Here is a 23,133-nt window from a genome sequence, read left to right as displayed (position 1 = left end):
CCACAGTGGCAACTTTGATGAATGTCAGCCCCGAATCGATCCAGGCGTCGGCGGGGAAGACGGCGGCCGGGCTCGGTGAGCTGGAGAGCCACCTGAAGGGGCTGTCCGGCGCGCAGGACGAACTGTACGCCGCCGTGCAGGGCCAGACCGGTGACGCCATCTACCAGGCCATGAGCCAGGCGTACAGCTCCGGCAAGACGCTGGCCGGGACGCTGCAGGAGATCATCGACGCGATGACCGCCGTCGGCGCCAACTTCGACGCGGCGGATCTCGACTCCGCCGGGCAGTTCTACCGGGACCTCGGCACCGACGGAAAGCTCGACACCGGCGCCGGTTTCGGCGGCGGCTCCAAGCTGAACATGAATTTCTGACCGGCGCATCCGGCGGTCATCGAACACCGATCACCAGAAAGGCGGCGAACCGATGAGCGGTAAGCCCATTCACGTCAATTTCAGCGCCGCGGACGCGGCCACCGGCAATGTCGGCTCCCTGGTCGCGGCCATGGAGACGAACACCGCCAACCTGCGGCAGATCTACCAGCAGCTGCTGCAGGAATTCCAGGGCTCCGGCGGCACCGGCTACGAAACGGTCATGGCGAACTTCGACAGCAAGCTGACCGCCTACGACGGCAGCGTGAAGAACGTCAAGGCCAAGCTGGTGCAGAACGTCAACACCGGCGGTATCCACCACGAGACCGATATCGCCCAGGGCAACCGCTTCCTGGGCGTGTAGCTCGCGGAGGGCATCCGTTCGTGGAGAGCGACCCCGTCGCGGTCGACCTGAACGTCGACGCGGCGCTGCTGCTGCAGGAGCTGGCCGGCATCGAGTCCTACCCCCCGGTGCTGGCCGTGCTCCCGAACATCTACGACCCGGACGATCGGCACCGGGTGCGGGTCGCCGTCGCGGCCGAGCTCGGCGAGCTCGGCATCCTGGTCGGCGGCGCCGTGCACCCGGTGGTCGAGCGCTGGCTGCACTGCCTGCACCGGCCCGACGTCGAGCTGGTGGCGCGGATCGTCGACACCGGGCGGACCGGCGGCGACCGGACCATGCTGCGGTTCTCGCTGGTGCGCAGCGCGCGCGAGCACGTGCTCGCGCTGCGCTGCGAGGACAGCATCGTGATCCAGCCGGTGTTCCAGGGCGGGCGCGAGCTGCGGAACGTCACCGCGGCGCTGACCGCGGCGCTCGGCTACCTGCCCGCGGTGCGGTTCGAGCCGGTCAGTGCCGACCTGGCGGAGTTCGAGGCGGTGCCGGGCGACCCGATCGAGCGGCGAGCGGCGCTGCTCGAGCTCGGCGCGAACCCGCACAGCGCCGGGGTGCTGACCCGGGTGCTGGACGAGGTGGTGCGCCGGGCCGAGATCGTCGCGGTGCAGCACCGGGACGGCGGCTCGATCGAGACCGAGGTCTGCCTGACCGTCCTGGACACCGTCTCCGGGCGGCTCGTCGTCGTTCCGCACCTGGCGCTGGACGGGCGGGTCAGGTCCACCTTCGCGCCCGGCGACGACGCCGCGGTGCACGCGGGGGTGGCGGCGCTGCTGGAGCTGCTGCCCGGGCGGAGCTGGTTCGACACCAGCCGGATTCAGTGAGAGAGAGGAATCGGATGCCGAGCACCAACGGCCGTTCGACCGAGTCGGTCCGGCCGCTCGGCGGCTACGACGCGTACTTCGCGCAGCCGGACGTCGCGCTGGCCGCCCCGCCCCCGGCGGGTGACGGCGAGCCGCCCGCGCCGGTGCCCGCCGAGCCCTTCCAGGTGCCGGACGCCGCCCGCCTGCTCGCCCAGTCCGCCGCGGTCGCCCCACCCTCCCCGCCGCAGGTCCCGGAGACCTCGGCTCCCGGCGCCGACGGACCGCGGCCAGAATCGGCCTCCGGCCACGACGGAACCCGCACCGCAGCGGATTCCGGCCACGACGGGCCGCGTGGCGTGCTGGTCGCCGGTGTCGAGGCGCCGCGCCCAGCGGCCGGGTTCGACGTGCCGGAGCAGAACTCGTGGGCCCCGCCCCCCGAGCCGTCGCTCGTGATCGAATCCACCCGCTCGGCAGCGGAACCCGGCGAATCGCGGGCCGAGATCCGGCGGTACACCGCGCCGTCCCGGGCCCAGACAGCGGCCCGCAGGCGCGCGGAGTACGGCGTGGCGGAGCCGAGCCCGCTGGTCCCGCAGCGCTACGACCGCGCGGCCGAAGCGGCGCAGCGGATCGAGGTACTGCCCGCGACGCTCACCTCGATGGACCTGCTCGCCGACATCGCCGCCGCGAACCGCGCCAAGCTCCGCTCCACCACCGGCATGCGCGGCGCGCTGAACAAGGTCGGCTTCAAGCTCGGCCTCTCCCCGGCCGAGCAGCGGATCGAGGAGCGCCGCGCGCGCATCCGCCGCCAGCTCACCTCCACGTACCAGATCGCCGTGGTGAGCGTGAAGGGCGGCGTCGGCCGCACCACCACCGCGGCCGCGCTCGGCTCCACCTTCGCCGCGCTGCGCCCGGACCGGGTCGTCGCCATCGACGCCAACCCCGACTTCGGCGACCTCGCCACCCGCACCAGCCGCCACCCCTACGGCCTCACCCTGCGCGACCTGGCCCAGGCCCCCGACCTGGACGCCTTCTCCGCCGTGCAGTCCTTCACCTCGATCAACACCGCCGACCTCGCCGTCCTCGCCTCGCCGTGGACGACGGAGGCCACCGAGCCGCTCTCCGGCCCCGAGTACACGACCACCGTCGAGGTGCTGCGCAGGCACTTCAACCTGCTGCTCGTCGACTGCGGCACCGGCGTGCTGGACTCCGCCTCGGCGACCGTGCTGCGCGCCAGCGACGCCGTCGTCGTCGTCACCCCGGCGACCGTCGGCGGCGTCACCGGCGCCGTCGCCACCCTGAACTGGCTCGGCTCGCACGGCCTCGGCCGCCTGGTCGCGAGCTCGATCGTCGCGATCGTGCACCACCAGCCCGCCAAGCCGACCGTCGAGGTGGAGGCCATCGAGCAGCTCTTCGCGACCGCCCAGCGCCCCACCCGGGTGCTGCCCTACGACGCGCACCTGGCCGAGGGCGGCGAGATCGACCTGCGGCTGCTGAACGGCGAGACCGCCGCCGCCTTCGAGGAGCTCGCCGCCGAGCTGGCCGACGGCTTCCCCGGCCACCAGGGCGGGTGGCGATGAGCACGGCCGTCGCGCCGCCCGCTCCGGTCACCACGCAGGCGCCGGCCGAGGTGGCCCGCGCCCGGATCGCGGTGCTGGTGGCGACCTACCAGGTGGACGTGGTGGTGCCGACCAGGTTCACCATCGAGACCTTCATCGACGACCTGCTCGCCGTGCTGGCCGCCGCCATCGACGACGAGGGCGTGGATTTCGTTCCGCCGCAGGGGCAGTGGAGCCTGGCCAGGCCGGGCGAGCCGCCGATGCCGCGCTGGCGCAGCCTGGCCGACCACGACATCGCCGACGGCACCGTGCTCATGCTCGCGGCGATCGAGTCCGCCGAGGTCTTCACCCCGGTGGTGGAGGACATCACCGACGCGCTGGCGCAGATCAACGAGCGCGAGTTCGCCGAGTTCGATCCAGGCACCGCGACGGTCGTCGGGCTGGCCGCGCTCGGTGCGGGCGCGACCGCGGTGGCGACGCTGCTCGCGCGCTCCTGGTTCGCCTCCGGGTCGCTCTGGTGGTGCGCGCTGCCCGCGCTGCTGCTCGGGCTGGCCTGCTGGGGCGCCGCCGTGCTCGCGTTCCGCCGGGCCGCCCCGCCGCGGCTCCCGCTCGGGCTGACCCTCGCCTCGATCCCGCTGCTCTTCGCAGGCGGCGCCATGCTGGTGCCGCCCGCCTACGGCGAGCCGGGCCCGTTCGCCGCCGCCAACCTCGCGGCGGGCGCGGTGGTGGCCGCGGTCGCCGCCGCGACCATGCTGCGGCTCACCGGCATCGGCACCGCGACGCTCACGGCGATCACCGTCGCGGGCGCGGTGCTCGCCTGCGCGGCGCTGCCGCTGACCTACCTGAACCTCGCGGTGGCCCAGGTCAGCGCGGGCGCCGCCTTCGTCGGCATCGTGCTGCTGACCGCCGCGCCCCGGCTCGCCGTCGTGATCGCCCGGATCCGCCCGCCGGACCTGCCCGACCCCGGCACCGAGGTGGCGCCTGCCACGCTCACCGACCTGTTCGACGCCGAGACCGGCCGCGCCGTCGAGGAGGGCGACCACCCGCGCGCGACCGCCGAGCCGGGGATCGAGGCGCGGGCCCGGCTCGCGGTCACCAGCCTGCGCGGGCTGATCGCCGCCGTCTCCGCGGTGCTCGCCACCGCGGTCGTCTGCACCGCCGCGGCGGCGCCGGGCGGGATCAGGGAGCTGGTGCTCGCCGCGGCCGTCGCGGGCATCCTGGCGCTGCGCTCGCGCTGGTTCCCGGACCGGGTGCAGGCGATCGCGCTGCTCACCGCGGCATCGGCGGTGGTGGCCGCGATCGGCATCCAGCTCGCGGACACCTACCGCACGCCCGGCGCCGACCTGGTGGTCGCCGTCGTTGTCACCCTGCTCGCCTGCGCCGGGTGCGTGGCCGCGCTCCGGCTGCCGGGCAGGCGGCTCTCGCCGGTCACCCGGCGGATGATCGACCTGCTGGAGTACGCGCTGATCCTGGTCGTCCCGGTGATCGCCTGCTGGATCATGGGCATCTACACCGCCATGCGGAGCCTGTGATGCGGCTGACCGGGCACCGCGGTCGCACGCTGCCCGGCCGGGTCGGCAGGGGAGCGCTGGCCGCGCTCGCGGCGAGCGTGCTGGCGACCACCGCCGCGCCCGCTGGCGCGCTGGCGCCGCCGGAGGTGGTGATCGGCTCCCCGCCCGCCGACGACCCGCCCGGCCCCGAGTTCCCGGTCAAGCAGGACAAGGGCTGCCTGGCCGCGGGCGTGCTGCCGGACAGCGACCTGACCAGGACCCCACCGCCGGAGGAGGCGCTCGACCTGGATCGCGCGCGGGCGCTGAGCCGCGGCGCCGGGGTCACCGTCGCGGTGATCGACACCGGCGTGCAGCCGCAGCCCCGGCTGCCCAACCTGATCGGCGGCGGCGACTACGTGACCCCGGGCGGCGACGGCCTCTCCGACTGCGACGCGCACGGCACCCTGGTCGCCGGGATCATCGGCGCCGCCGACGACCCGGCGGACGGGCTGACCGGCGTCGCCCCGGACGCGCGGATCATCTCCATCCGGCACCACTCCGGCGCCTTCGTGCCGGACGGCGGCAGCTTCGACCAGGCCCAGCGCGCCGCGGCCGAGATCAGGACGCTGGCACGGGCCATCACCAGGGCGGCGAACCAGGGCGCCGGCGTGATCACCGTGTCGTTGCCGATCTGCATGCCGGTGGAGCAGCAGCTCGACCAGGCCATGCTCTCCGCGGCGATCGGGCACGCCGTGCACGTGCGCGGCGCGCTGATCGTGGCCGGTGCCGGCAACACCGGGAGCACCGGCTGCCAGGAGCAGAACCCGGCCATCGACCCGGCCCGCCCCGGTGACCCGCGCAACTGGGAGAAGGTGCGCACCATCGCCACCCCGGGCTGGTTCGCCCCCACCGTGCTGACCGTCGGCTTCACCACCGCGACCGGCGTGCCCATGCCGGATTCGCTGGCCGGGCCGTGGATCTCGGTGGCGGCGCCGGGCACCGGGGTGGAGTCGCTCGGCCCCGGCGGCAGCGGCCTGGTCAACGGGGTCGGCTCGCCGGACAAGCTGGTGCCGGTCGGCGGCGCCTCGTTCGCCGCGGCCTACGTGAGCGGGGTCGCGGCGCTGCTGCGCTCCCGTTTCCCGAACGAGACCCCCGCCGAGATCGCGGCGCGGCTGCAGGCGAGCGCGCACGCGCCCGCCCGCGGCATCGACAACGCGGTCGGCGCCGGGCTGATCGACCCGGTGGCCGCGCTCGGCTACCGGAGTCCGCCGCGGCCGCCCGCCGGGCTGTTCCGCGGCACCCCGTTCACCATGCCGGTGCCGCCGCGCCCGGCGGACCCGGTGCCCGCGGTCGCCGCCACGGTGGTCGTGCTGGCCGCGGTGCTGCTCGGGGCGGGCGGCGCGGCGGGCGCGAGCGCGGTGCGCCGGAGGCGCCGGTGACCTTCCCATCGCTGCGGATCGGAGGTGTGGAGCGTGTTCCCTTCGCCACCATCGTGATCGCGGGCGGACCGCCGCTGGTCCTGCTCTCGGCGCACACCCCGTGGTGGGTGGTCGCGCTGGTCTGCGGTGCGCTGCTGGCGCTGGTGACCGTGCGGGTCGGCGGCCGCACCGGGGTGCGCGTCCTGCTCGACCGGATCGCCTACCGCGCCGGCCACGCGGACAGGGCGGCGGCCCGCGCCGCGCCACTGCCGATCACCGACGTCGCGGTGCCCGCGGGCGTCTGCGGGATCGGTGGGCGGGACGGCGTGCTGGTCGCCATGATCCAGCTCGCCCCGAACCTCGACCTGCCGACCGTGGTCACCGAGGCGTCGCTCTACACCGAGGACACCATCGGGATCGCCGAGCTGTACCCGATGCTCGACCAGTTCGGCGTCGGCGTCGACATCGACGTCGTCACCACCGGGCGCCGGGTCCGCGCCGACGGCGGCTACAGCATGCTCTACGACCAGCTGATCGGCACCCACCCGGTGGTCGGCGACCGCCGCACCTGGCTGGTGGTCCGGCTCGACCAGCGGCGCGACCTGGTCGCGCTGGCGCGGCGCGGCCGGGTCGAGGTGACCGGGCCACAGGCGCTGGCGACCGCGGCGCACCGGATCGCGAACCGGTTGCGCGAGCGCGGGATCGCGGCGCACGCGCTGCCCGCGGGCGCGCTGCGCGAGGCGATCCGGTCGCTGCACGCCGGGGTCGAGCTCGACGAGCTGCGCGAGACCTGGCGGCAGCTCGAGTCGTCGGTGCCCGGACGCAGCGTGACCAGCTTCGCCATCGACTGGCCCCGGCTCGGCGAGACCGGGCTGGACGACTGCTGGTCCTGGAGCCGCGGCCACACCACCCTCGTCATCGGGCTCTCCGCGGCGGCGGCCGGGCCGCGTGCGCTGGTGCGCTACGTCGGCCCGCCGGTCTCCAGCGCGCTGCCGGAGTACCTGCGCCCGCTCGGCGGCGCGCAGTCCGTCGCGCTGCTCGCCACGCTGCCCGGCGTCGTCGCGGTGGGTGAGCTGCGCGGCGCGGAGTCCGGCGCCGATGTCGCCCCGGCCGAGGTGGTTTCGCGGCTCGCGCTGCCGATCGGGCCGAACGGCCAGATCCTGGGGGCGATCAGCGGACAGCCGCGGCACAGCCTCGCGCTCCCGCTCTTCGACCCCGCCCGCTACAACCCGCGCCGCCGGGCCGTCGACGTGCACGCCGTGCTGCCGGTGGCGCAGCAGATCGTGCTGCGCGCCATGGTCGTCGGCGCCGACATCGAGGTGCACACCGCGCGGCCGCAGAGCTGGCAGCAGCTGGTCGCCGCGGTGGGCGACGACCGGTCGCTGCGGCTGGTCGACGCCTATGCGGCCGAACCGGATTCGCACCGGGAGCCGCCCGCGACCATCGCGGTCTTCGACCAGCTCCCGCCGCACGGCTCCGAGGCGCCGACCACCGTGACGATCAACGAGCCGGGCGGCCCGCGCCAGCGCTCGGCCGACCTGGCCATCACCCAGGTCAGCGCGACCGCGGTGGACGTGAGCATCCCGATGCGTACAGTGCGGGTCGAGCTCATCGAACCACGCGGCGAAACCCGCTACGTCGATCCCGCCGACGGCCCGCGCACACCGAGCGCGCCCGCCGGTTCCACTGTCCCCCGAGCGATCCCGCCGACCGGCGGACGTCGCGTGAGCTGACGAGGTGCGCAGGCGCTATGACTATTTCCGTGGCAGCGGATTCCCCCGGCGACGCGGCGGAGACGCCGGGTGACGGGGCCGCGCTGACGCCGCGCCAGGCGGCGGCGGCCATCTTCTCCCGCAGGCTGTCGGATCTGATCGCGGAGTCGGTGGTCTCCACCGAGGACGGCTCGACCCGATCGCTGACCCTGTACTCGCTGGCCAGGCACCTGGAGCTGGCCTACCCGGACGTGCCGGTCTCGCAGTCGGGGCTGTACCGGCTGATCCACGGCGACGCCATCCCCCGGCTCGACCTGGTGATCGCGCTCGCCCGGGTCTTCGACGTGCCGCAGGAGTACTTCCTCTCCGAGTGAGGCCGGTTCCCACCGGCGGGAATGTCGCCCGAGCCGGGGCCGGAGCCGCCCGGATACGCTCTGCGACATGCCCGACGAGGACTCGGGAGATGTCTTTCTCCACCATCGCGCGCTGCTCCTCGACACCCTGCTCGCCGATCCGGCGCTCGCGGGGCCGGGCCGCGGCGCGCCGGACCCGGATCCGGAGCACTCGGGGCCGGTCTCGGCGCCGCGGGGCGCCCGCGGGCCGAAGGCCAGCGAGCGAATCCTGGCGCTGCTCAACGGCGAACAGTACGACCCGGAGCCGCCGCCCGGCCTCTCCAGCGTCGCGCGCTCCGAGCAGACCGCGAGCCCCGAGCCCGACCCGGAGCCCGAGCCGCCCCGGCAGCCGAGGGCAGAGCGGCCGCTCGCCGCCGGGCTCGCCCTGCTGCGCAGGCCGAAGGTGGCCGTCGCGGCGGCCGCGGCGCTGGCCCTCGCGCTGATCCTGACGCTCGTCACCACCGGCGGCCGCACCGACGAGCAGGCGACGGTCGGCACGCTCGTGGTCACCGCACCGCCGCTGACCACCGCGCCGAGCACCTCCGCGGTGCCGCTCACCGAGCCGATCGAGGTGAAATCGGCCCAGTCCAAGTGCCCGCCGGGCAGCACGGCGGCGATGGACGCGTTCAGCGGGCTGCCGGAGAAGGCGTGGTCCTGCGTGCGCGCCTACAAGGTGGACGGCCAAGTGCTGACCATCGACCTGGGCCGCAGCTACGAGGTGGACTCGATCGGCATCGTCCCCGGCTGGGACAGCGTCGCCGCCGACGGGACCGACCAGTGGAGCAAGTTCCGCACCGTCAGCCGGGTCTCGTACCAGTTCGACGACGGCAACTCCACGGTCTACACCCAGCAGACGCTGAACCAGCGCACCCTGGTGGTCACGCCGATCCGGCCCGCGCTGCGCGCCTCCCGGATCGTGCTCACCGTGCTGCAATCCAGCGGGGACGCCGCGGTGAACACCACCGCCATCTCCTCGGTCGTGGTGACCGGCCGGTGAGCGGCCCGCTCGAGCTGGTCTGCGAGTACTGCGCGCATCGCAGCCGGGGCGGCGAGTCCAGGTGCGGCCACTGCGGTGGGCCGCTGCGCGCCGCGCTCGACGTCGCCGAGACCACGGTGCGCGGGGCGCAGGAGGTGGTGAAGGGCGCGCACGAGGTGGTGCGGAACGCGGAGAAGGTCGCAGGCGTGGTCGGCGGGGAGTGGCAGCGCTTCGTGCTGCCCGCCGTCGGCGTGCTGATCGCGGTGCTCTGCGCGGTGCTGGTCTGGTCCTGCTCGCCACTGCGCTCGGCGGTGGCGCCGCCGCCACCGGTCTCGGCAGCGCAGGCGCTGCCCGAGCTGCTCGCCGCCGCCGCCACCTCCTGCGAGCGGGCCGACGCCGGGCGCCGCGCCGAGCGGTGCGTGCTGCCCGCGGGGAGCCCGCTGCTCTTCGGCGGGCTGGCAGGCGGACGCGAGCTGACGCTCTACACCGAACTCGCCGCGCCGGAGGAGCTGGCCGCCACCGTGCGCCGGTGGCGGTCGGCGGGCGGGACCGTCCTGCTCGACGGCCGCGTCTACGCCGCGGTCGGCCCGTCGACGACCGTGCTCTACGCCGACTCGCGCACCGGCTTGGTGCTGGAGACCAGCGCTTTCACCGGCTCCGGTGCCGCGCGGACCTTCCTGAACCGGGCCGGCCTGCTGATGCCGTGACGCGGCGCCCCCGGCTTGTTACACTGTTGAACGTGCCGCTATATAACGGCTCGTTCGTTCAGGAGTAAGAGATAGCCGAACGGGCGCGGCGCGGACGAACCCCGCTCGGGAAGGCGACAGGTCGATGGTGGCAACCACTCAGTTCACGAATCCGCGGCAGCTCGGGGACGACCCGGAGGCGGCGTACTTCCGCTGGCTCCCGCCCGGCGCCGCCGCGGCGGGCTCCGGCCGCGCCGAGCAGATCTTCCGCCGCCACCGCGAGCTGGCCGCGGTGCGCGCGCCCGGCTCGGCGGCCACCCGGGTGTACCGGCCGGGGGACGCGGGCGGGCTCGGCGCCGCGGTGCAGATCGTGAACGACGACATGCCGATGCTGGTCGACTCGGTCACCGCCGCGCTGCGCAGGCTCGGCGGCACCGTGACCGAGGTGATCCACCCGGTCTTCGCGGTGACCAGGGACGGCGGCGGCGCCCTGACGGGGGTCGCGGTCCCGGACGGCGAGCCGCTCGCCGGGCTCGCCGAGTCCTGGATCCACGTACAGCTCGCGCCCGACCTCACCGCCGAGACCGCCGACCGGATCGCCGCGGCGCTGCCGCCGCTGCTGCACGACCTGCGCCGGGTCGCCGAGCACCGGCCCGCCATGCTCGGCACGCTCGGCGAGGTGGCGGGCAGCCTGGACCGGGCCGCCGCGCGCGCCGACGACCCGGAGATCGCCGAGTGCGCCGAGCTGCTGCGCTGGATGGGTGACGGCCACTTCACCGTGCTCGGCTACGGCTACTACCGGATCCGCCGCGCGAACCCCACCGCGGACGAGGCCTGGCAGGTGCCCGGCACCGGGCTCGGCGTGCTGCGCAACGACGGGTCGGTGGCGCTGACCGTCCCGCTGCTCGGGCCGAAGCGCTCGGTGCTGCGCATGTCCAACGGCACCGTCGAATCGCTGCTGCCCGGCTCGCGCGACCTCTACTTCGTGAGCGTCGCCGACTACGGCGCCGGCGAGCGGGGCCAGGCCGTCGTGCCGGGCGAGACCGTGCGCATGGTGCAGGGCGAGCACGTCTTCGTCGGCACCTTCGCCGTCACCGGGCTGCACGAGAACATCCTGGACATCCCGGTCGTCTCCCGCCGGGCGCTGCAGGCCATCGCGCGGTCCGGGCTGGCGCTGGACTCGTTCTCCGGGCAGACCATGCTGGAGCTGATGCAGTCGTTCCCGCGCGCGGAGCTGTTCTCCACCGACGCGCGCAGGCTCTACGAGACCGTCACCGACGTGATGACGCTCGGGCTGCGCAGGCAGCTGCGGCTCTTCGTCCGCCGCGACGTGCGCAGCGACGCCCTCTACTGCCTGGTCTACCTGCCGCGCGACCGCTACTCCGCCGAGGTGCGGCGGCGGATGACCGAGGTGCTGCGCGCCGAGTACGGCGGCGAGCGGATCACCTACTCCGCCAGGGCCACCGAATCCGAGCTGGCGGTCCTGTACTTCACCGTGCACCGCGCCGCGGGCGCCACACCCGCCGACCTCTCCGACGACGGCCGCGCGCGGGTCCAGCAACTGCTCCAGGACGCCACCCTGACCTGGGCGGACCGGCTGCGCGGCGCCGCAGCGGCGGCACCGGACATCACCCCCGCGCTGCTCGACGCGTACGCCGACGCCTTCCCGCCGAGCTACCGGGACGAGCACGGCCCCGACCGCGCGCTGGCCGACCTGCGCAGGCTGGAGCGGCTGCGCGACGGCGAGATCGACACCCGCCTCGCCCGCGACGCGGGCGCGCCGTCGGGGGAGTGGCGGTTCACCCTCTACCTCACCGGCGCGGGCGTCTCGCTCAGCCGGGTGCTTCCGGTGCTGCACAGCCTCGGCGTCGAGGTCGTCGACGAGCGCCCGCACCGGGTGCGGCGCGCGGACGCGGCGGATCGCTGGATCCTCGACTTCGGGCTGCGGGTGCCCGCCGCGCTGCTGCGCGGTGCGCTCGACCCGGAGCTGGAGGCCGGGCTCGGCGCGGGCGATATCGGCGCGGGGCCGCGCACCGGCGTCGGCCGCGGGTTCCCCGACGCGGTCGAGGCCATGTGGTTCGGGTACGCCGAGGTCGACGGCCTCAACGAGCTGGTGCTGCGCGCGGGGCTGCACTGGCGGCAGATCGCCATGCTCCGGGCGTACGCGAAGTACCTGCGGCAGGCCGGGTTCCCGTACACCTTCGACCACATCACCCGGGTGCTGCTCGGCCACCCGGCCATCGCCGCCGCCTGCGCGGAGCTGTTCGCCGCCCGCTTCGACCCGGACGCCCCCGAACCGACCCGCGGGGTGCGCGCCGCGGCGCTCGCCGTCCGGCTCCGGGCCGCGATCGACGAGGTCACCGGGCTGGACGCGGACCGCATCCTGCGCGCCGTGCACGGGCTGATCGAGGCGACGCTGCGCACCAACCACTACCGCCGCGACGCCGCGGGCAGGCCGCCGGAGTACCTCTCCTGCAAGCTGGATCCACCCGCCATCGCCGAGCTGCCCGAGCCGCGGCCGAAGTACGAGATCTTCGTCTACTCGCCGCGGGTCGAGGGTGTGCACCTGCGTTTCGGCTCGGTGGCGCGCGGCGGGTTGCGCTGGTCGGACCGGCTGGAGGACTTCCGCACCGAGATCCTCGGGCTGGTCAAGGCGCAGGCGGTGAAGAACGCGGTGATCGTCCCGGTCGGCGCCAAGGGCGGCTTCGTGGTCAAGCACCCGCCCGCGCCGACCGGCGACCCGGGGGCCGACCGGAAGGCCGCGCTCGCCGAGGGCATCGCCTGCTACCGCACCTTCATCGCCGGGCTGCTCGACCTCACCGACAATGTCGACCGGGCCACCGGCGAGACCCGCCCGCCCACCCGCGTCGTGCGCCGCGACGGCGACGACAGCTACCTGGTGGTCGCCGCGGACAAGGGCACCGCGACCTTCTCCGACATCGCCAACGAGGTGGCCGGGGAGTACGGCTTCTGGCTCGGCGACGCCTTCGCCTCCGGCGGCTCGGCCGGCTACGACCACAAGGCCATGGGGATCACCGCCCGCGGCGCCTGGACCAGCGTCGAACGCCACTTCCACGAGCTGGACGTGGACGTGCGCACCCAGGACTTCACCGTGGTCGGCGTCGGCGACATGAGCGGCGACGTCTTCGGCAACGGCATGCTGCTCTCCGAGCACATCCGGCTGGTGGCCGCCTTCGACCACCGGCACATCTTCCTCGACCCCGCCCCGGACGCCGCGCGCTCGCACGCCGAGCGCGCCCGGCTGTTCGCGCTGCCGCGCTCCTCCTGGGCCGACTACGACACCGCGCTCATCTCGCCCGGCGGCGGCGTCCACGACCGCACCGCCAAGTCGATCCCGGTCACCCCCGAGGTGCGCGCGGCGCTCGGCATCGCCCGCGAGGTGACCGCGCTCGCGCCTGCGGAGATGATCAGGGCGGCGCTGCAGGCCCCGGTCGACCTGCTCTGGAACGGCGGCATCGGCACCTACGTCAAGGCGAGCACCGAATCCGACGCCGAGGTCGGCGACAAGGGCAACGACGCCGTGCGGGTGGACGCGGACCGGCTGCGGGTCAAGGTGATCGGCGAGGGCGGCAACCTCGGGGTGACCGCGCTCGGCCGGATCGAGTTCTGCCGCGCGGGCGGCCGGATGAACACCGACGCGCTGGACAACGCGGCGGGCGTCGACTGCTCCGACCACGAGGTCAACATCAAGGTGCTGCTGGACGCGGCGGTCTCGGCGGGCGAGCTCGCCGCCGCCGACCGCGACCCGCTGCTCGCCTCGATGACCGACGAGGTCGCGGAGCTGGTGCTGCGCAACAACATCGCGCAGAACGTCCGGCTCGGCATCTCCCGTGCGGACGCGCCCGCCATGCTCGGCGTGCACCGGCGGCTGATCGGCGCCCTGGAGTCCGGGCACGGGCTCGACCGCCGCCTCGCGGCGCTGCCCACCGACGCCGAGCTCGACCGCAGGGGCGCCGACGGCCGCGGCCTCTCCTCACCCGAGCTCGCGAACCTCATGGCGCACGTCAAGCTCGCGCTCAAGGCCGAGCTGCTCGACGGCGAGCTGCTCGACGGCCCCGCCTTCGCCGGGGTACTGCCCGGCTACTTCCCGGCCCCGCTGCGCGAGCGCTTCGGCGCCGCCATCTCGAGGCACCCGCTGCGCAGGCGGATCGTCGCCACCGTGGTGGTCAACGACATGGTCGACAACGGCGGCATCACCTACGCCTTCCGGCTCGCCGAGGAGGCGGGCGCGACCACCGAGGACGCCGTCCGTGCCTGCACCGTCGCCTCGGCCATCTTCGACCTGCCGGTGCTGCGCGAGCGGATCCGCAGCACGCCGATGCCGACCGCGGTCCGCGACCAGCTCGAGCTGGAGGCCGAGCGCACCCTGGACCGGGCATCCCGGTGGCTGCTGGCCAACCGGCCGCAGCCGATCGCCATCGGCGCCGAGATCGCCCGCTACTGGGACCGGGTCCGGGTGCTCGCCGACGCGGTGCCCGCCCTGCTCACCGGCTACCTCGCCGCCGACCTCGCCGCGCGCTCGCGCTGGGCGGTCGAGCACGGCGCGCCCGCGGACATCGCCGCCGAGGTGTACCGGCTGATCCAGCTGTGCCCGCTGCTCGACGCGGTCGACGTCGCCGAGATCGCCGAGCGCGACCCCGCGGAGGTGACCGCGCTGATGTACGCGCTGAACGAGCACTTCGCCATCGAGCGGCTGCTGACCGCGGTGGGCAGGCTCGCCCGCGGCGACCGCTGGCACACCCTGGCCCGGCTCGCGGTCCGCGACGACCTCTACGAATCCTGGCGGCTGCTCACCAGGGACGTGCTGGCCGCCACCGGCCCGCAGGACGGCGTCGCCGCCAAGATCGCCTACTGGGAGTCGATCAACCGGGCCAGGCTGGCACGGGCGGGCGCCGCGCTGCGCGAGATCTTCGCCGCCGACGACCACGACATCGCCACCCTGTCGGTAGCGGCGCGGCAGGTGCGCGGGCTGGTCGGCGGCGAGTCGGGGAACGCCTCCCGATCCGGCTGATCGGCGGCGGCCCTGGTGCCCCTGGTGCTCCCGGGGCCGCCGCCTGGGGCCGCCGCCTGGGGCCGCCGCCTGGGGCCGCCGCCCGGGGGAGCCGGGGGTGCGCCACCGCACCTGACGACTCAGCCGGTCAACCCGGTGCCGCAGGCGGCGCAGAAGCGCGCGCCGGGGGCGGCCTCGGCCCCGCAGCCGGGGCAGTGCCGCGGCGCGGCGGCGAGCCTGGCACCGCACCCGGGGCAGAACCGGGCGCCCGCCGGGGCCGCCGCCCCGCACCCGCCGCACCCCACGGCGGGCTCCGGCACCGCGGGCGGAACGATCCGAGGCTGCTGCAGCGCCGCCAGACCCATTGCGGCGCCGAGCAATCCACCCTCGGCGCCACCTCCGCCGCCGTGCGCCAGCCCCTGCCCGGCGCCGAGCGCGAGCTCACCCGCGGCGTACCGCTGGAAGTCGCCTGCCAGCCGGATGTAGGTGATGTCCTTGGCGAGCCGCTTCAACCGCTCGGCGTCCTCGGGAGCGAGGGTGATGTCGAAGTTGCCCATCCGCGGAATGCGCAGCCCGTACTCGTAGAGCGCGAGATTGGTCTCCCGCAGCACCGCCGCCTCGATCGGCCGCAGCTGCTCGGAGAGCCCGAGCACCGGCCACTCCCCGCCGGAGACCCCGCGCGCGACGGCCACCTTCATGGACTTGAGCAGCAGCTCGGCCGCCCACGAGGTCACCGAGGCCGGGTCGGTGAGGTCGGTGGTCCCGGTCAGCGCGGTGATCAGCACCGCCGGATCGCGGACCGCGAGCGCGAACTCGCCGAAGGCGCGCAGCGTCACCACCTGTTCGCTCACCGGGTCGCGGACGTCGGCCAGCCTGCCGCCGAAGCGCAGCCCGGTGACCTCGCGGGCCGCGACGAAGTACAGCTCCGCGCGGTAGAGGTTGCCCCCGGTGACGCCGTCGAGCAGCGCGCCGAGCACCGGGAGCTCGACCGCGTCGATCCGGTGCCTGCCAGGGCCGAGCGTGGCGAGCACCTGCCCGGAGCGCACGAAGAGCGCCAGCTCGTCGGCGTTCACGATGGCGCGCGAGTAGCGCCGGATGGTGACGTCCGGCCACTTGTAGACCAGCTGGTTCTTGCGGTTCTCCGGAACCGCGATGAACTCCCGTGCCAACCAGGCCATGCGCGCTCCTCCGTCGAGTCGGCTCCCCACGTTTCACTATAGCGGCACTCCAATTAGAGAACCGCTATTGAACGTGCCGCTGTTTGGCGGTACATTAATCACCGATATGATCGCCGTCACGCGAAAGGCATCGGCATGACTACAGTTCGCGCACCCGAAGCGCAGAGCCCAGGCCCCGCGGCGGACGCGCCGCTCGAGGAGGACGCCGGCTACCACAAGGCGCTCCGCCCGCGGCAGATCCAGATGATCGCCATCGGCGGCGCCATCGGCACCGGCCTCTTCCTCGGCGCGGGAGGCAGGCTGGCGCACGCCGGCCCCGGGCTCTTCCTCATCTACGCCATCTGCGGCGTCTTCGTCTTCTTCATCCTGCGGGCGCTCGGCGAGCTGGTGCTGCACCGCCCGTCGTCCGGCTCCTTCGTCTCCTACGCCCGCGAGTTCTACGGCGAGAAGCTGGCCTTCGCGGTCGGCTGGATGTACTTCTTCCACTGGTGCATGACCGGCATCGTCGACATCACCGCCATCGCCACCTACGTGCACTTCTGGAGCAAGTTCGAGGTCGTGCCGCAGTGGGTGATCGCGTTCGTCGCGCTGGCCGCGGTGGTCGCCATCAACATGGTCTCGGTGCGCTGGTTCGGTGAGCTGGAGTTCTGGGCCTCGATCATCAAGGTGGTCGCGCTGGTCGGGTTCCTTGTCATCGGCACCGTCTTCCTCGCCAAGCGCACCGAGATCGACGGCGTGCCGACGGGGCTGAGCATCATGGCCGACAACGGCGGGCTGTTCCCGAGCGGATTGATGCCGCTGGTCCTGGTCACCACCGGCGTCGTCTTCGCCTACGCGGCGGTCGAGCTGGTCGGCACCGCGGCGGGGGAGACGGAGAATCCGGAGAAGGTCATGCCGCGCGCGATCAACTCGGTGATCGCCCGGATCGCGCTCTTCTACGTCGGCTCGCTGGTGCTGCTCGCGCTGCTGCTGCCCTACACCGCGTTCCGCTCCGGGGAGAGCCCGTTCGTCACCTTCTTCTCCAAGATCGGCGTCGACGGCGCGGGCTCGGCGATGAACCTGGTGGTGCTCACCGCCGCCTTCTCCAGCCTGAACGCCGGGCTGTACTCGACCGGCCGGATCCTGCGCTCGATGTCGATGAGCGGCAGCGCACCGGGGATCGCCGCCCGGATGTCGAAGGGCGGCGTGCCCTACGTCGGCATCCTGGCGACCGGCGCGATCGCGCTCTTCGGCGTCGGGCTCAACGCCCTTGTCCCGGAGCAGGCGTTCGAGATCGTGCTCAACATGTCGGCGCTCGGCACCATCGCCGCGTGGAGCGCGATCATCCTCTGCCAGCTCAAGCTGTACAGGTGGGCCAAGGAGGGGCGGATCGAGCGGCCCAAGTTCCGGCTCTTCGGTGCGCCGTACACCAGCTACGCGACCCTGGTCTTCCTGGCCACGGTGGTGCTGCTGATGCTCTTCAGCGACGACGCGGTGCAGCGCGGCGCGGTGATCGCCACCCTGCTGGTGGTGTTCCCGCTCTTCGTCGGCGGCTGGTTCCTCGCCCGCAAGCGGGTGCTGGCGATCGCGACGGCGCGGGTCGGGCACACCGGGGCCTTCCCGGTGGTGGCCGAGCGGCCGCCGGGCAGCGGCGGCCCCGCGGTGGTGCTCGGCAAATCCGAGGCGGCCGACGACCGCGACTGACCGCCTTCCACTCCACCCCGGGCGACCCGCCCGGGGTGGAGTGCTGTTCCCAGCGCTGGGAATACGAGGTTGCCCGGAACGAAAGGTGGTGGATCACAATGGGGCGCCGAACGAGTGGGTCCGAGAGGTTCGCATGCCGGAGCAGCCCGACGCCGACCGCCCCCTGCCGCACCCGTGGTCGAGCAGGCGGATCAGGGGCACCGAGCTGCCCAGGCGCGCCAGGCACCCGTGGGCGACCAGGCGCGCCCCGACCGCAGGGGCGCGGCCGGGTCAGACCGCCGTCGCCGACCGCGCGGCCGAGCGCGGCACCGAGCCGGACCGAGGCGCCGGACCCGACATCGGCACCGGACCGGACTCCGGCACCGGACCCGACTCCGGTGCCGAACAGATGGACACCGCCGCGGCGCTTTTCGCGGCGCTCGACTCCGGCACCCAGCCCGGCTCCGGCCGCAGCGCGCGATCGCGTCCAGGCACCCGCAGGCTCGGCGACGGCCTGGTGTCCATGCCCCAGGTGAGCCCGCTCGACCCGCGCGGCGCGGTGCTGCCGAACCCGGAGGTGGCCGAGCACAAGCGGCACTGCTGGAAGTGCCAGCACCCGGTCGGCCGCGGCACCGGCGGCGAGCCAGGCCCGGTGGCGGGGGAGTGCGCCCGCTGCCGCTCGCCGTTCAACTTCCGCCCCGCGCTGGCCGCGGGGGAGATGGTGGCCGGCCAGTACGAGGTGCAGGGCTGCCTCGCGCACGGCGGCCTCGGCTGGATCTACCTGGCCATCGACCGCAACGTGAGCGACCGCTGGGTGGTGCTCAAGGGGCTGCAGAACCCGCTCGACTTCGAGGCGCACGTGGTCGCGCTCGCCGAGCGGCAGTTCCTCTCCGAGGTGGCGTACCCGAGCATCGTCAAGATCTACAACTTCGTGAAGCACCGCTCGGTCCGGGACACCCCGGACGGCTACATCGTCATGGAGTACGTCGGCGGCCGCTCCCTGAAGACGCTGCTCGACCTGGCCGCGCCGGAGCGGCTCCCGGTCGCCGACGCGATCGCCTACCTGATGGAGATCCTGCCCGCGCTCGACTACCTGCACTCCTCCGGACTCGCCTACAACGACCTCAAGCCGGACAACGTCATGGTCAGCGCGGACGAGGTCAAGCTGATCGACCTGGGCGCGGTGGCCGCCGTCGAGTCCTACGGCAGTATCTACGGCACCCCCGGCTACCAGGCCCCCGAGGTCACCGAGACCGGCCCGACCGTCGCCTCCGACATCCACACCGTCGGCCGCACGCTGGCCGCGCTGGTGCTGGAGTTGCCGAAGGACGAGCACGGCCACTACCGCACCGGTATCCCCGACGCCGACGAGGTGCCGCTGCTCGGCCGCTACCCGGCGCTGCGCAGGCTCCTCGTCCGCGCCACCGACCCGGACCCGGCGCGCCGCTTCCCCTCGGCCTACGCGCTGCACTGCCAGCTCGCCGGGGTGCTCCGGATGGTGCTCGCCACCGACACCGAGCTGGAGCACCCGCAGTCGTCGGCCGAGTTCGGCTCGATGCGCGGCGCCTTCGGCATCGAGACCGTGATCGGCCAGACCGACGGCATGGCCGACGGCAGGCACCGGCTGCCGACCCTGGACGCCCCGAGCGTGGTCGCCGCGCTGCCGGTGCCGCTGGTCGACAGCGAGGACCCGAGCGCCGAGCTGCTCTCCACGCTGCCGCACGCCGACCCGATCCACGCGCTGGACTCGCTGCGCCGCGCCGCCGACCGGATCGTCGCGGGCACCATCCCGGAGCCGGCGACCTTCGAGCTGGAGGGCACGCTCACCGTCGTCCGCGCGCACCTCGACCTCGGCGACGTCGGGCAGGCCCGCGCGCGCCTCGCCGAGCTGCGGCCGCGCTACGGCGGCGACTGGCGGATCGAGTGGTACAGCGCGATCGCCGCGCTGCTCGACGGTGAGCACCGCACCGCGTACGAGCACTTCGACCGGGTGCACACCATGGTCCCCGGGGAGCTGGCGCCACAGCTCGCGCTGGCCGCCACCGCCGAGCTGGCACTGGGCGGGCCCGAGGCGGCGGAGCGCTGGAGCGCGGCGGCGATCGAGTACTACCGCACCGTGTGGCGCACCGACCGCGGCGCGGTGAGCGCGGCCTTCGGGCTGGCCAGGCTGCTCGGCGCCGAGCAGCGGGTGCCGGAGGCCGTCGAGATCCTGGACCAGGTGCCCGATGCCTCGCGCTACCACGGCATCGCCCGGCTCACCGGCTGCCTGCTGCTGGTCTCGCGCCCGGCCGCCGAGATCACCGAGGCCGACCTGGCCGAGGCGGCCGCCAGGCTGGAGGCCGCGCCGGACGAGCCGCGCGCGCTGCAGCTGCGGATCGTCGTCCTCGGCGCCGCGCTGCAGTCGCTGGATGCCCAGCCGCGTGCGGTGCGGGCGGACAGCACCATCCTCGGTACCCCGTTCACCCGCCCCGGGCTGCGCGCGGGGCTGGAGACCGCGCTGCGCGCGCTCGCCCGCGGCGCGCCGCAGCGGCTGCACCGGTACCGCCTAGTCGACCTGGCCAACTACGTCCGGCCCCGGACCCGGTTCTAGCCAGGCGGCTCTTGTCGCGGCGCGAGGGCTGTAGCGCGGCTCTTGACGCGGCGCGAGGGCTGTAGCGCGGCTCTTGACGCGGCCCGAGGGCTGTAGCGCGGCTCTTGACGCGGCCCGAGGGCTGTAGCGCGGCTCTTGACGCGGCCCGAGGCCGTGGCGCGGCTCTTGTCGCGGCGCGAGGCGTAGCCCCGGTTCGCATCGCGCCGCGGCGCGCTCCGAGGCGTCGCCCGTGCTCGGCGGCGACCGGTACCGCGCACGGAGTTCAGCCCGGTCGCGCCAGCACCGGGCGGAGCAGCAACGGGACGGCGAGCAGTCCGAGCAGCCAGACCCATTGGCCGCTCAGCACGGTCAGCAGCACCGCCGCGCCGACCGACCCGGCAGCGAGCACCGCCCGCCGCACCCCGGGGCGCGGAGCCGGGCCGGGCGGCCCCGGCGGCACCCCGGCGGGCAGGTCGGCGAAGGACTCGGCCAGCTCCGCCCTGCTCTCCGCCGCCACCACCGCCGCGCTGCGCACCTCGAACTCCGGCAGGCTCAGCCTGCCGGAGCCCAGGTGCTCGACGAGCTCGCGCATGGCGCGCTCGCGGTCGGCGTCGCCCGCGCGCGAATCGGATGCGGCCACGGCCCGGCTCAGATCAGCATGCCGTCGTAGCACAGGCTGGAGGAGCGCCAGGAGGGCTGCGGCCCGGTCCCGGCGTCGAAGCGCCACTGCGCGATCGGCGCGGCGGCCTTCCAGAACGGCGGGCCGCTCGCGCCCCAGACCACCTGGTAGACGTCCTCGGCGCCCTCGATCAGCTGGCTGCCGACGCAGTAGTCGGTGTAGGCGGTTCCCGGCTGCAGCGCGCCACCGCTGAACGAGCCGGACGGCGCCGAGCCGGCGCCCGGATTCGGCACCGTGCTCGGCGCGCCGGTCCGCCCGCCGCGGAACCAGTGCGAGCTGAGCCCGTCCCAGCCGCACTCGAAGTTCCAGCCGCCTGCCACCACCTCGGACAGGTAGGGGTGCGAGACGCCGGCCCAGAGACAGGCGATGCCCTCGTCGGCCTGCGCCGCACCGCCGCCGAGCCCGGTGCCGATCGCACCGGCGGCCACCGCAACGCACGCGGCCATCGCCCGTGCCGCGAACCTCGTGAACATCGAAGCCTCCACTCCCGCGGCGCAATACTGCCGCTATATAACGAGACGTTATCCATGGGTAAACTGTGCTGTCGAGCGCCGCGTCTTCCCGATCCTGGGAATCGCCGGCGCCGCTGCGGTTGCCCGGGACTTGCGCAGGGCCGGAAGAGCCCCCGTTCCGTGCCGGGTCACCGGGTTCGGGTCGCGATGTCCGGCCGGGCGCCCGCGGCGTTGTGCGGTGTCACGAACCCGGTGCCGCGCCCCGGCGGGGCGGCGCGCGGCGGGCCGTGCCCGGCACGCCGGATATGGTTTCCTTAGTGCATGTCTGCGGGTGTTGAGTACACGATCGATGAGCTGGCGCGTGCGGCTGACACGACGGTTCGCAGCGTGCGCGTGTACCACGAGCGCGGCGTGCTCCCCCCGCCGCAGGTGAAGGGGCGCACCGGTTTCTACAGCCGGGAGCACCTGAACCGAATTCGCACCATCAGCCGATTGCTGGATCGCGGAATTAAGCTCAACGGGATCCGAGAGCTGCTTGAGGCGTGGGATCGCGGCGACGACCTCGGCGACGTGCTCGGGGTCTCCGACGCCGAGGAGCTGGACGGCGCCGCGGCGGGTACCGGCGAGACCATCTCCGCCACCGACCTCGACGAGCGGTACCGCGCGGTGCCGAACGGGCTGACCAGGGTGGTCGCCGCCGGGCTGTACGAACCGGTGGACGCCACCACCTACCGGATCGCCGACCCGCAGCTCATCGCGGTCGCCGAGCAGCTCGGCGCCGCCGGTGTCCCGGTCGCCGACGTGCTCGACGAGCTGGACCGGTTGCGCGGCGATTGCGAGCGCGTCTCGCGCCGCTTCGTCGAGCTCTTCCAGCGCACCGCGTGGCAGCCGTTCCTGGAATCGGAGCGCACCGCCGCCGACATCGCCGAGCTCGCCGAGCGGGCCGAGGTCACCAGGACCGCGCCGGGCCGGCTCGCCGCCGAGTTGGTGAACCGGTACACCGCGCGCTACCTGGCCCAGGACTCCGAGCTGAACGAGGCGCTGCCCGGCGCCTGAGCCGCGCCCCTAGCAGTAGCGGGCCTGCGGCTTGCAGACCGTCCAGCCGTCCTCGTTGTCCGAGCGGGACCAGGTGGTGTTGTCGCCGCCGCTGCCGGAGTTCGGGTAGTTCTCGGCGTAGTAGGCCCTGCGGTTGTCCCTGGTCTCGGCCCGCGAGCGCGGGTCGTCCGAGTCGTGGTGGTAGCCCCTCGGGTCGATGTGGTCCCAGCCGGTGTCGTCCCGGCCGTGGCGCGAATCCCGCGGTGCGGCGCCCGCGGTGCCTGCCGCGCCCGCGATGACGCCGGCGACGGTGCCGGTCAGCGCGAGGGTGGCGAGAATGCGGCGGGTGGTCGAACTGGTGGTCATCGGGAACTCCGTTCGAATAAGTGCACACTCTGTAGTGCGCCGTTATCTAACGGTACGTTGAAGACGTGCCAACGCTCGGATCGACTGTTCCCGCTGATGGGAAGCGCCACACTATGTGGACGGTCACAGGTTGATTGTGTGCGCCATTCGTCCGACCTGGGACTTTCCACATGCTTTGGTTCATCTTTACTATTGGGGCGACCTCAGCGTCACGGTCACGTACCAAGGGCGCCGCGCTCCCGCGCGGCGCGTTCGATGCCGCACATGTTCCGCCGATGAACCGGGGTTCGGCCCCGGCGAAGGAGAAATATGTTCACCGACACCGACGTCGCCCCGCGTCTCCGCCCGACGGGCGAGAAATGTTGAAGCGCAAGGGTTTCAGAACGGCC

General features: G+C 74.0%; 18 protein-coding genes. 14 read left to right on the top strand and 4 right to left on the bottom strand.

Features of this window, described 5'->3' with window-relative positions:
* Positions 1-5: 5 nt before the first annotated feature.
* The 11 genes from ACFUJ1_RS19405 to ACFUJ1_RS19355 all read left to right on the top strand — a co-directional run bounded on the left by ACFUJ1_RS19405 (position 6) and on the right by ACFUJ1_RS19355 (position 14,824).
* Positions 6-371, top strand: coding sequence for a WXG100 family type VII secretion target (locus ACFUJ1_RS19405; protein ID WP_378647431.1), 366 nt, complete (start codon positions 6-8; stop codon positions 369-371).
* 52 nt (positions 372-423) lie between these two features.
* Complete coding sequence (locus ACFUJ1_RS19400; protein WP_378647430.1) at positions 424-732, top strand: WXG100 family type VII secretion target; 309 nt, start codon at positions 424-426, stop codon at positions 730-732.
* Between the two features lie 20 nt (positions 733-752).
* On the top strand, positions 753-1,583 hold the full coding sequence (locus tag ACFUJ1_RS19395; RefSeq protein WP_378647428.1) for an ESX secretion-associated protein EspG: 831 nt from the start codon (positions 753-755) through the stop codon (positions 1,581-1,583).
* A gap of 14 nt (positions 1,584-1,597) precedes the next feature.
* Positions 1,598-3,139 carry a MinD/ParA family protein gene (locus ACFUJ1_RS19390; protein WP_378647425.1) on the top strand — a complete coding sequence of 514 codons (1,542 nt, stop codon included), beginning with the start codon at positions 1,598-1,600 and terminating at the stop codon, positions 3,137-3,139.
* The gene (eccD, locus tag ACFUJ1_RS19385) at positions 3,136-4,650 is read left to right on the top strand and encodes a type VII secretion integral membrane protein EccD (protein ID WP_378647423.1); all 1,515 of its coding nucleotides are present in this window, start codon (positions 3,136-3,138) and stop codon (positions 4,648-4,650) included. Before ACFUJ1_RS19390 ends, eccD begins: the two co-directional genes overlap by 4 nt.
* Positions 4,650-6,047 (top strand): type VII secretion-associated serine protease mycosin, encoded by a 1,398-nt coding sequence (gene mycP / locus ACFUJ1_RS19380; RefSeq protein WP_378647421.1) that lies wholly within the window; start codon positions 4,650-4,652, stop codon positions 6,045-6,047. The genes eccD and mycP overlap by 1 nt, the downstream gene beginning before the upstream one ends.
* Positions 6,048-6,073: 26 nt before the next feature.
* The gene (gene eccE / locus ACFUJ1_RS19375) at positions 6,074-7,759 is read left to right on the top strand and encodes a type VII secretion protein EccE (protein WP_378647419.1); all 1,686 of its coding nucleotides are present in this window, start codon (positions 6,074-6,076) and stop codon (positions 7,757-7,759) included.
* Between the two features lie 17 nt (positions 7,760-7,776).
* Complete coding sequence (locus ACFUJ1_RS19370) at positions 7,777-8,112, top strand: helix-turn-helix transcriptional regulator (protein WP_357029350.1); 336 nt, start codon at positions 7,777-7,779, stop codon at positions 8,110-8,112.
* A 67-nt stretch (positions 8,113-8,179) separates the two neighbouring features.
* Positions 8,180-9,127 (top strand): hypothetical protein, encoded by a 948-nt coding sequence (locus tag ACFUJ1_RS19365; protein WP_378647417.1) that lies wholly within the window; start codon positions 8,180-8,182, stop codon positions 9,125-9,127.
* Complete coding sequence (locus tag ACFUJ1_RS19360; RefSeq protein WP_378647416.1) at positions 9,124-9,813, top strand: hypothetical protein; 690 nt, start codon at positions 9,124-9,126, stop codon at positions 9,811-9,813. Before ACFUJ1_RS19365 ends, ACFUJ1_RS19360 begins: the two co-directional genes overlap by 4 nt.
* A 124-nt stretch (positions 9,814-9,937) precedes the next feature.
* Positions 9,938-14,824: an NAD-glutamate dehydrogenase gene (locus ACFUJ1_RS19355; RefSeq protein WP_378647415.1), complete on the top strand. Its 4,887-nt coding sequence runs from the start codon at positions 9,938-9,940 to the stop codon at positions 14,822-14,824.
* 119 nt (positions 14,825-14,943) lie between these two features.
* Here ACFUJ1_RS19355 and ACFUJ1_RS19350 read toward each other — a convergent pair whose 3' ends face one another.
* A complete protein-coding gene (locus ACFUJ1_RS19350) occupies positions 14,944-15,981 on the bottom strand; it encodes an SPFH domain-containing protein (protein ID WP_378647414.1) in 1,038 nt (345 codons plus the stop codon).
* A 135-nt stretch (positions 15,982-16,116) separates the two neighbouring features.
* On the opposite strand from ACFUJ1_RS19350, the gene ACFUJ1_RS19345 reads away from it, so the two are divergent.
* Both ACFUJ1_RS19345 and ACFUJ1_RS19340 read left to right on the top strand, forming a co-directional pair.
* The gene (locus tag ACFUJ1_RS19345; RefSeq protein WP_378647413.1) at positions 16,117-17,664 is read left to right on the top strand and encodes an amino acid permease; all 1,548 of its coding nucleotides are present in this window, start codon (positions 16,117-16,119) and stop codon (positions 17,662-17,664) included.
* 133 nt (positions 17,665-17,797) lie between these two features.
* Positions 17,798-20,233 (top strand): tetratricopeptide repeat protein, encoded by a 2,436-nt coding sequence (locus tag ACFUJ1_RS19340; protein ID WP_378647412.1) that lies wholly within the window; start codon positions 17,798-17,800, stop codon positions 20,231-20,233.
* 262 nt (positions 20,234-20,495) lie between these two features.
* Here the strand turns inward: ACFUJ1_RS19340 and ACFUJ1_RS19335 are convergent, their stop codons facing one another.
* Positions 20,496-20,852: a DUF1707 domain-containing protein gene (locus tag ACFUJ1_RS19335; RefSeq protein WP_378647411.1), complete on the bottom strand. Its 357-nt coding sequence runs from the start codon at positions 20,850-20,852 to the stop codon at positions 20,496-20,498.
* Between the two features lie 8 nt (positions 20,853-20,860).
* A complete protein-coding gene (locus tag ACFUJ1_RS19330) occupies positions 20,861-21,364 on the bottom strand; it encodes a hypothetical protein (protein WP_378647410.1) in 504 nt (167 codons plus the stop codon).
* A gap of 300 nt (positions 21,365-21,664) precedes the next feature.
* Here ACFUJ1_RS19330 and ACFUJ1_RS19325 point away from each other — a divergent pair, with 300 nt between their 5' ends.
* Entirely contained in the window at positions 21,665-22,399 is a 735-nt protein-coding gene (locus tag ACFUJ1_RS19325) for a MerR family transcriptional regulator (protein ID WP_378647409.1), read from the top strand.
* 9 nt (positions 22,400-22,408) lie between these two features.
* Here ACFUJ1_RS19325 and ACFUJ1_RS19320 read toward each other — a convergent pair whose 3' ends face one another.
* Positions 22,409-22,744, bottom strand: a complete 336-nt coding sequence (locus ACFUJ1_RS19320; protein ID WP_378647407.1) for a hypothetical protein — start codon at positions 22,742-22,744, stop codon at positions 22,409-22,411.
* Between the last annotated feature and the right edge of the window lie 389 nt (positions 22,745-23,133).

This window comes from Nocardia sp. NPDC057227 (genome assembly GCF_042669725.1).
GTDB classification, from domain to species: domain Bacteria; phylum Actinomycetota; class Actinomycetes; order Mycobacteriales; family Mycobacteriaceae; genus Nocardia; species Nocardia asteroides_A.
This window is presented reverse-complemented; position numbering and strand designations above follow the sequence as displayed.

Bases quoted from the DNA above. Each gene is read 5' to 3' on its own strand.
- ACFUJ1_RS19350 (WP_378647414.1), bottom strand. From the start codon at position 15,981: ATGGCCTGGTTGGCACGGGAGTTCATCGCGGTTCCGGAGAACCGCAAG.
- ACFUJ1_RS19340 (WP_378647412.1), top strand. From the start codon at position 17,798: ATGCCGGAGCAGCCCGACGCCGACCGCCCCCTGCCGCACCCGTGGTCG.
- ACFUJ1_RS19365 (WP_378647417.1), top strand. From the start codon at position 8,180: ATGCCCGACGAGGACTCGGGAGATGTCTTTCTCCACCATCGCGCGCTG.
- ACFUJ1_RS19370 (WP_357029350.1), top strand. From the start codon at position 7,777: ATGACTATTTCCGTGGCAGCGGATTCCCCCGGCGACGCGGCGGAGACG.
- eccD (WP_378647423.1), top strand. From the start codon at position 3,136: ATGAGCACGGCCGTCGCGCCGCCCGCTCCGGTCACCACGCAGGCGCCG.
- ACFUJ1_RS19355 (WP_378647415.1), top strand. From the start codon at position 9,938: ATGGTGGCAACCACTCAGTTCACGAATCCGCGGCAGCTCGGGGACGAC.
- mycP (WP_378647421.1), top strand. From the start codon at position 4,650: ATGCGGCTGACCGGGCACCGCGGTCGCACGCTGCCCGGCCGGGTCGGC.
- ACFUJ1_RS19345 (WP_378647413.1), top strand. From the start codon at position 16,117: ATGACTACAGTTCGCGCACCCGAAGCGCAGAGCCCAGGCCCCGCGGCG.
- ACFUJ1_RS19390 (WP_378647425.1), top strand. From the start codon at position 1,598: ATGCCGAGCACCAACGGCCGTTCGACCGAGTCGGTCCGGCCGCTCGGC.
- ACFUJ1_RS19320 (WP_378647407.1), bottom strand. From the start codon at position 22,744: ATGACCACCAGTTCGACCACCCGCCGCATTCTCGCCACCCTCGCGCTG.
- ACFUJ1_RS19325 (WP_378647409.1), top strand. From the start codon at position 21,665: ATGTCTGCGGGTGTTGAGTACACGATCGATGAGCTGGCGCGTGCGGCT.
- ACFUJ1_RS19330 (WP_378647410.1), bottom strand. From the start codon at position 21,364: ATGTTCACGAGGTTCGCGGCACGGGCGATGGCCGCGTGCGTTGCGGTG.
- ACFUJ1_RS19400 (WP_378647430.1), top strand. From the start codon at position 424: ATGAGCGGTAAGCCCATTCACGTCAATTTCAGCGCCGCGGACGCGGCC.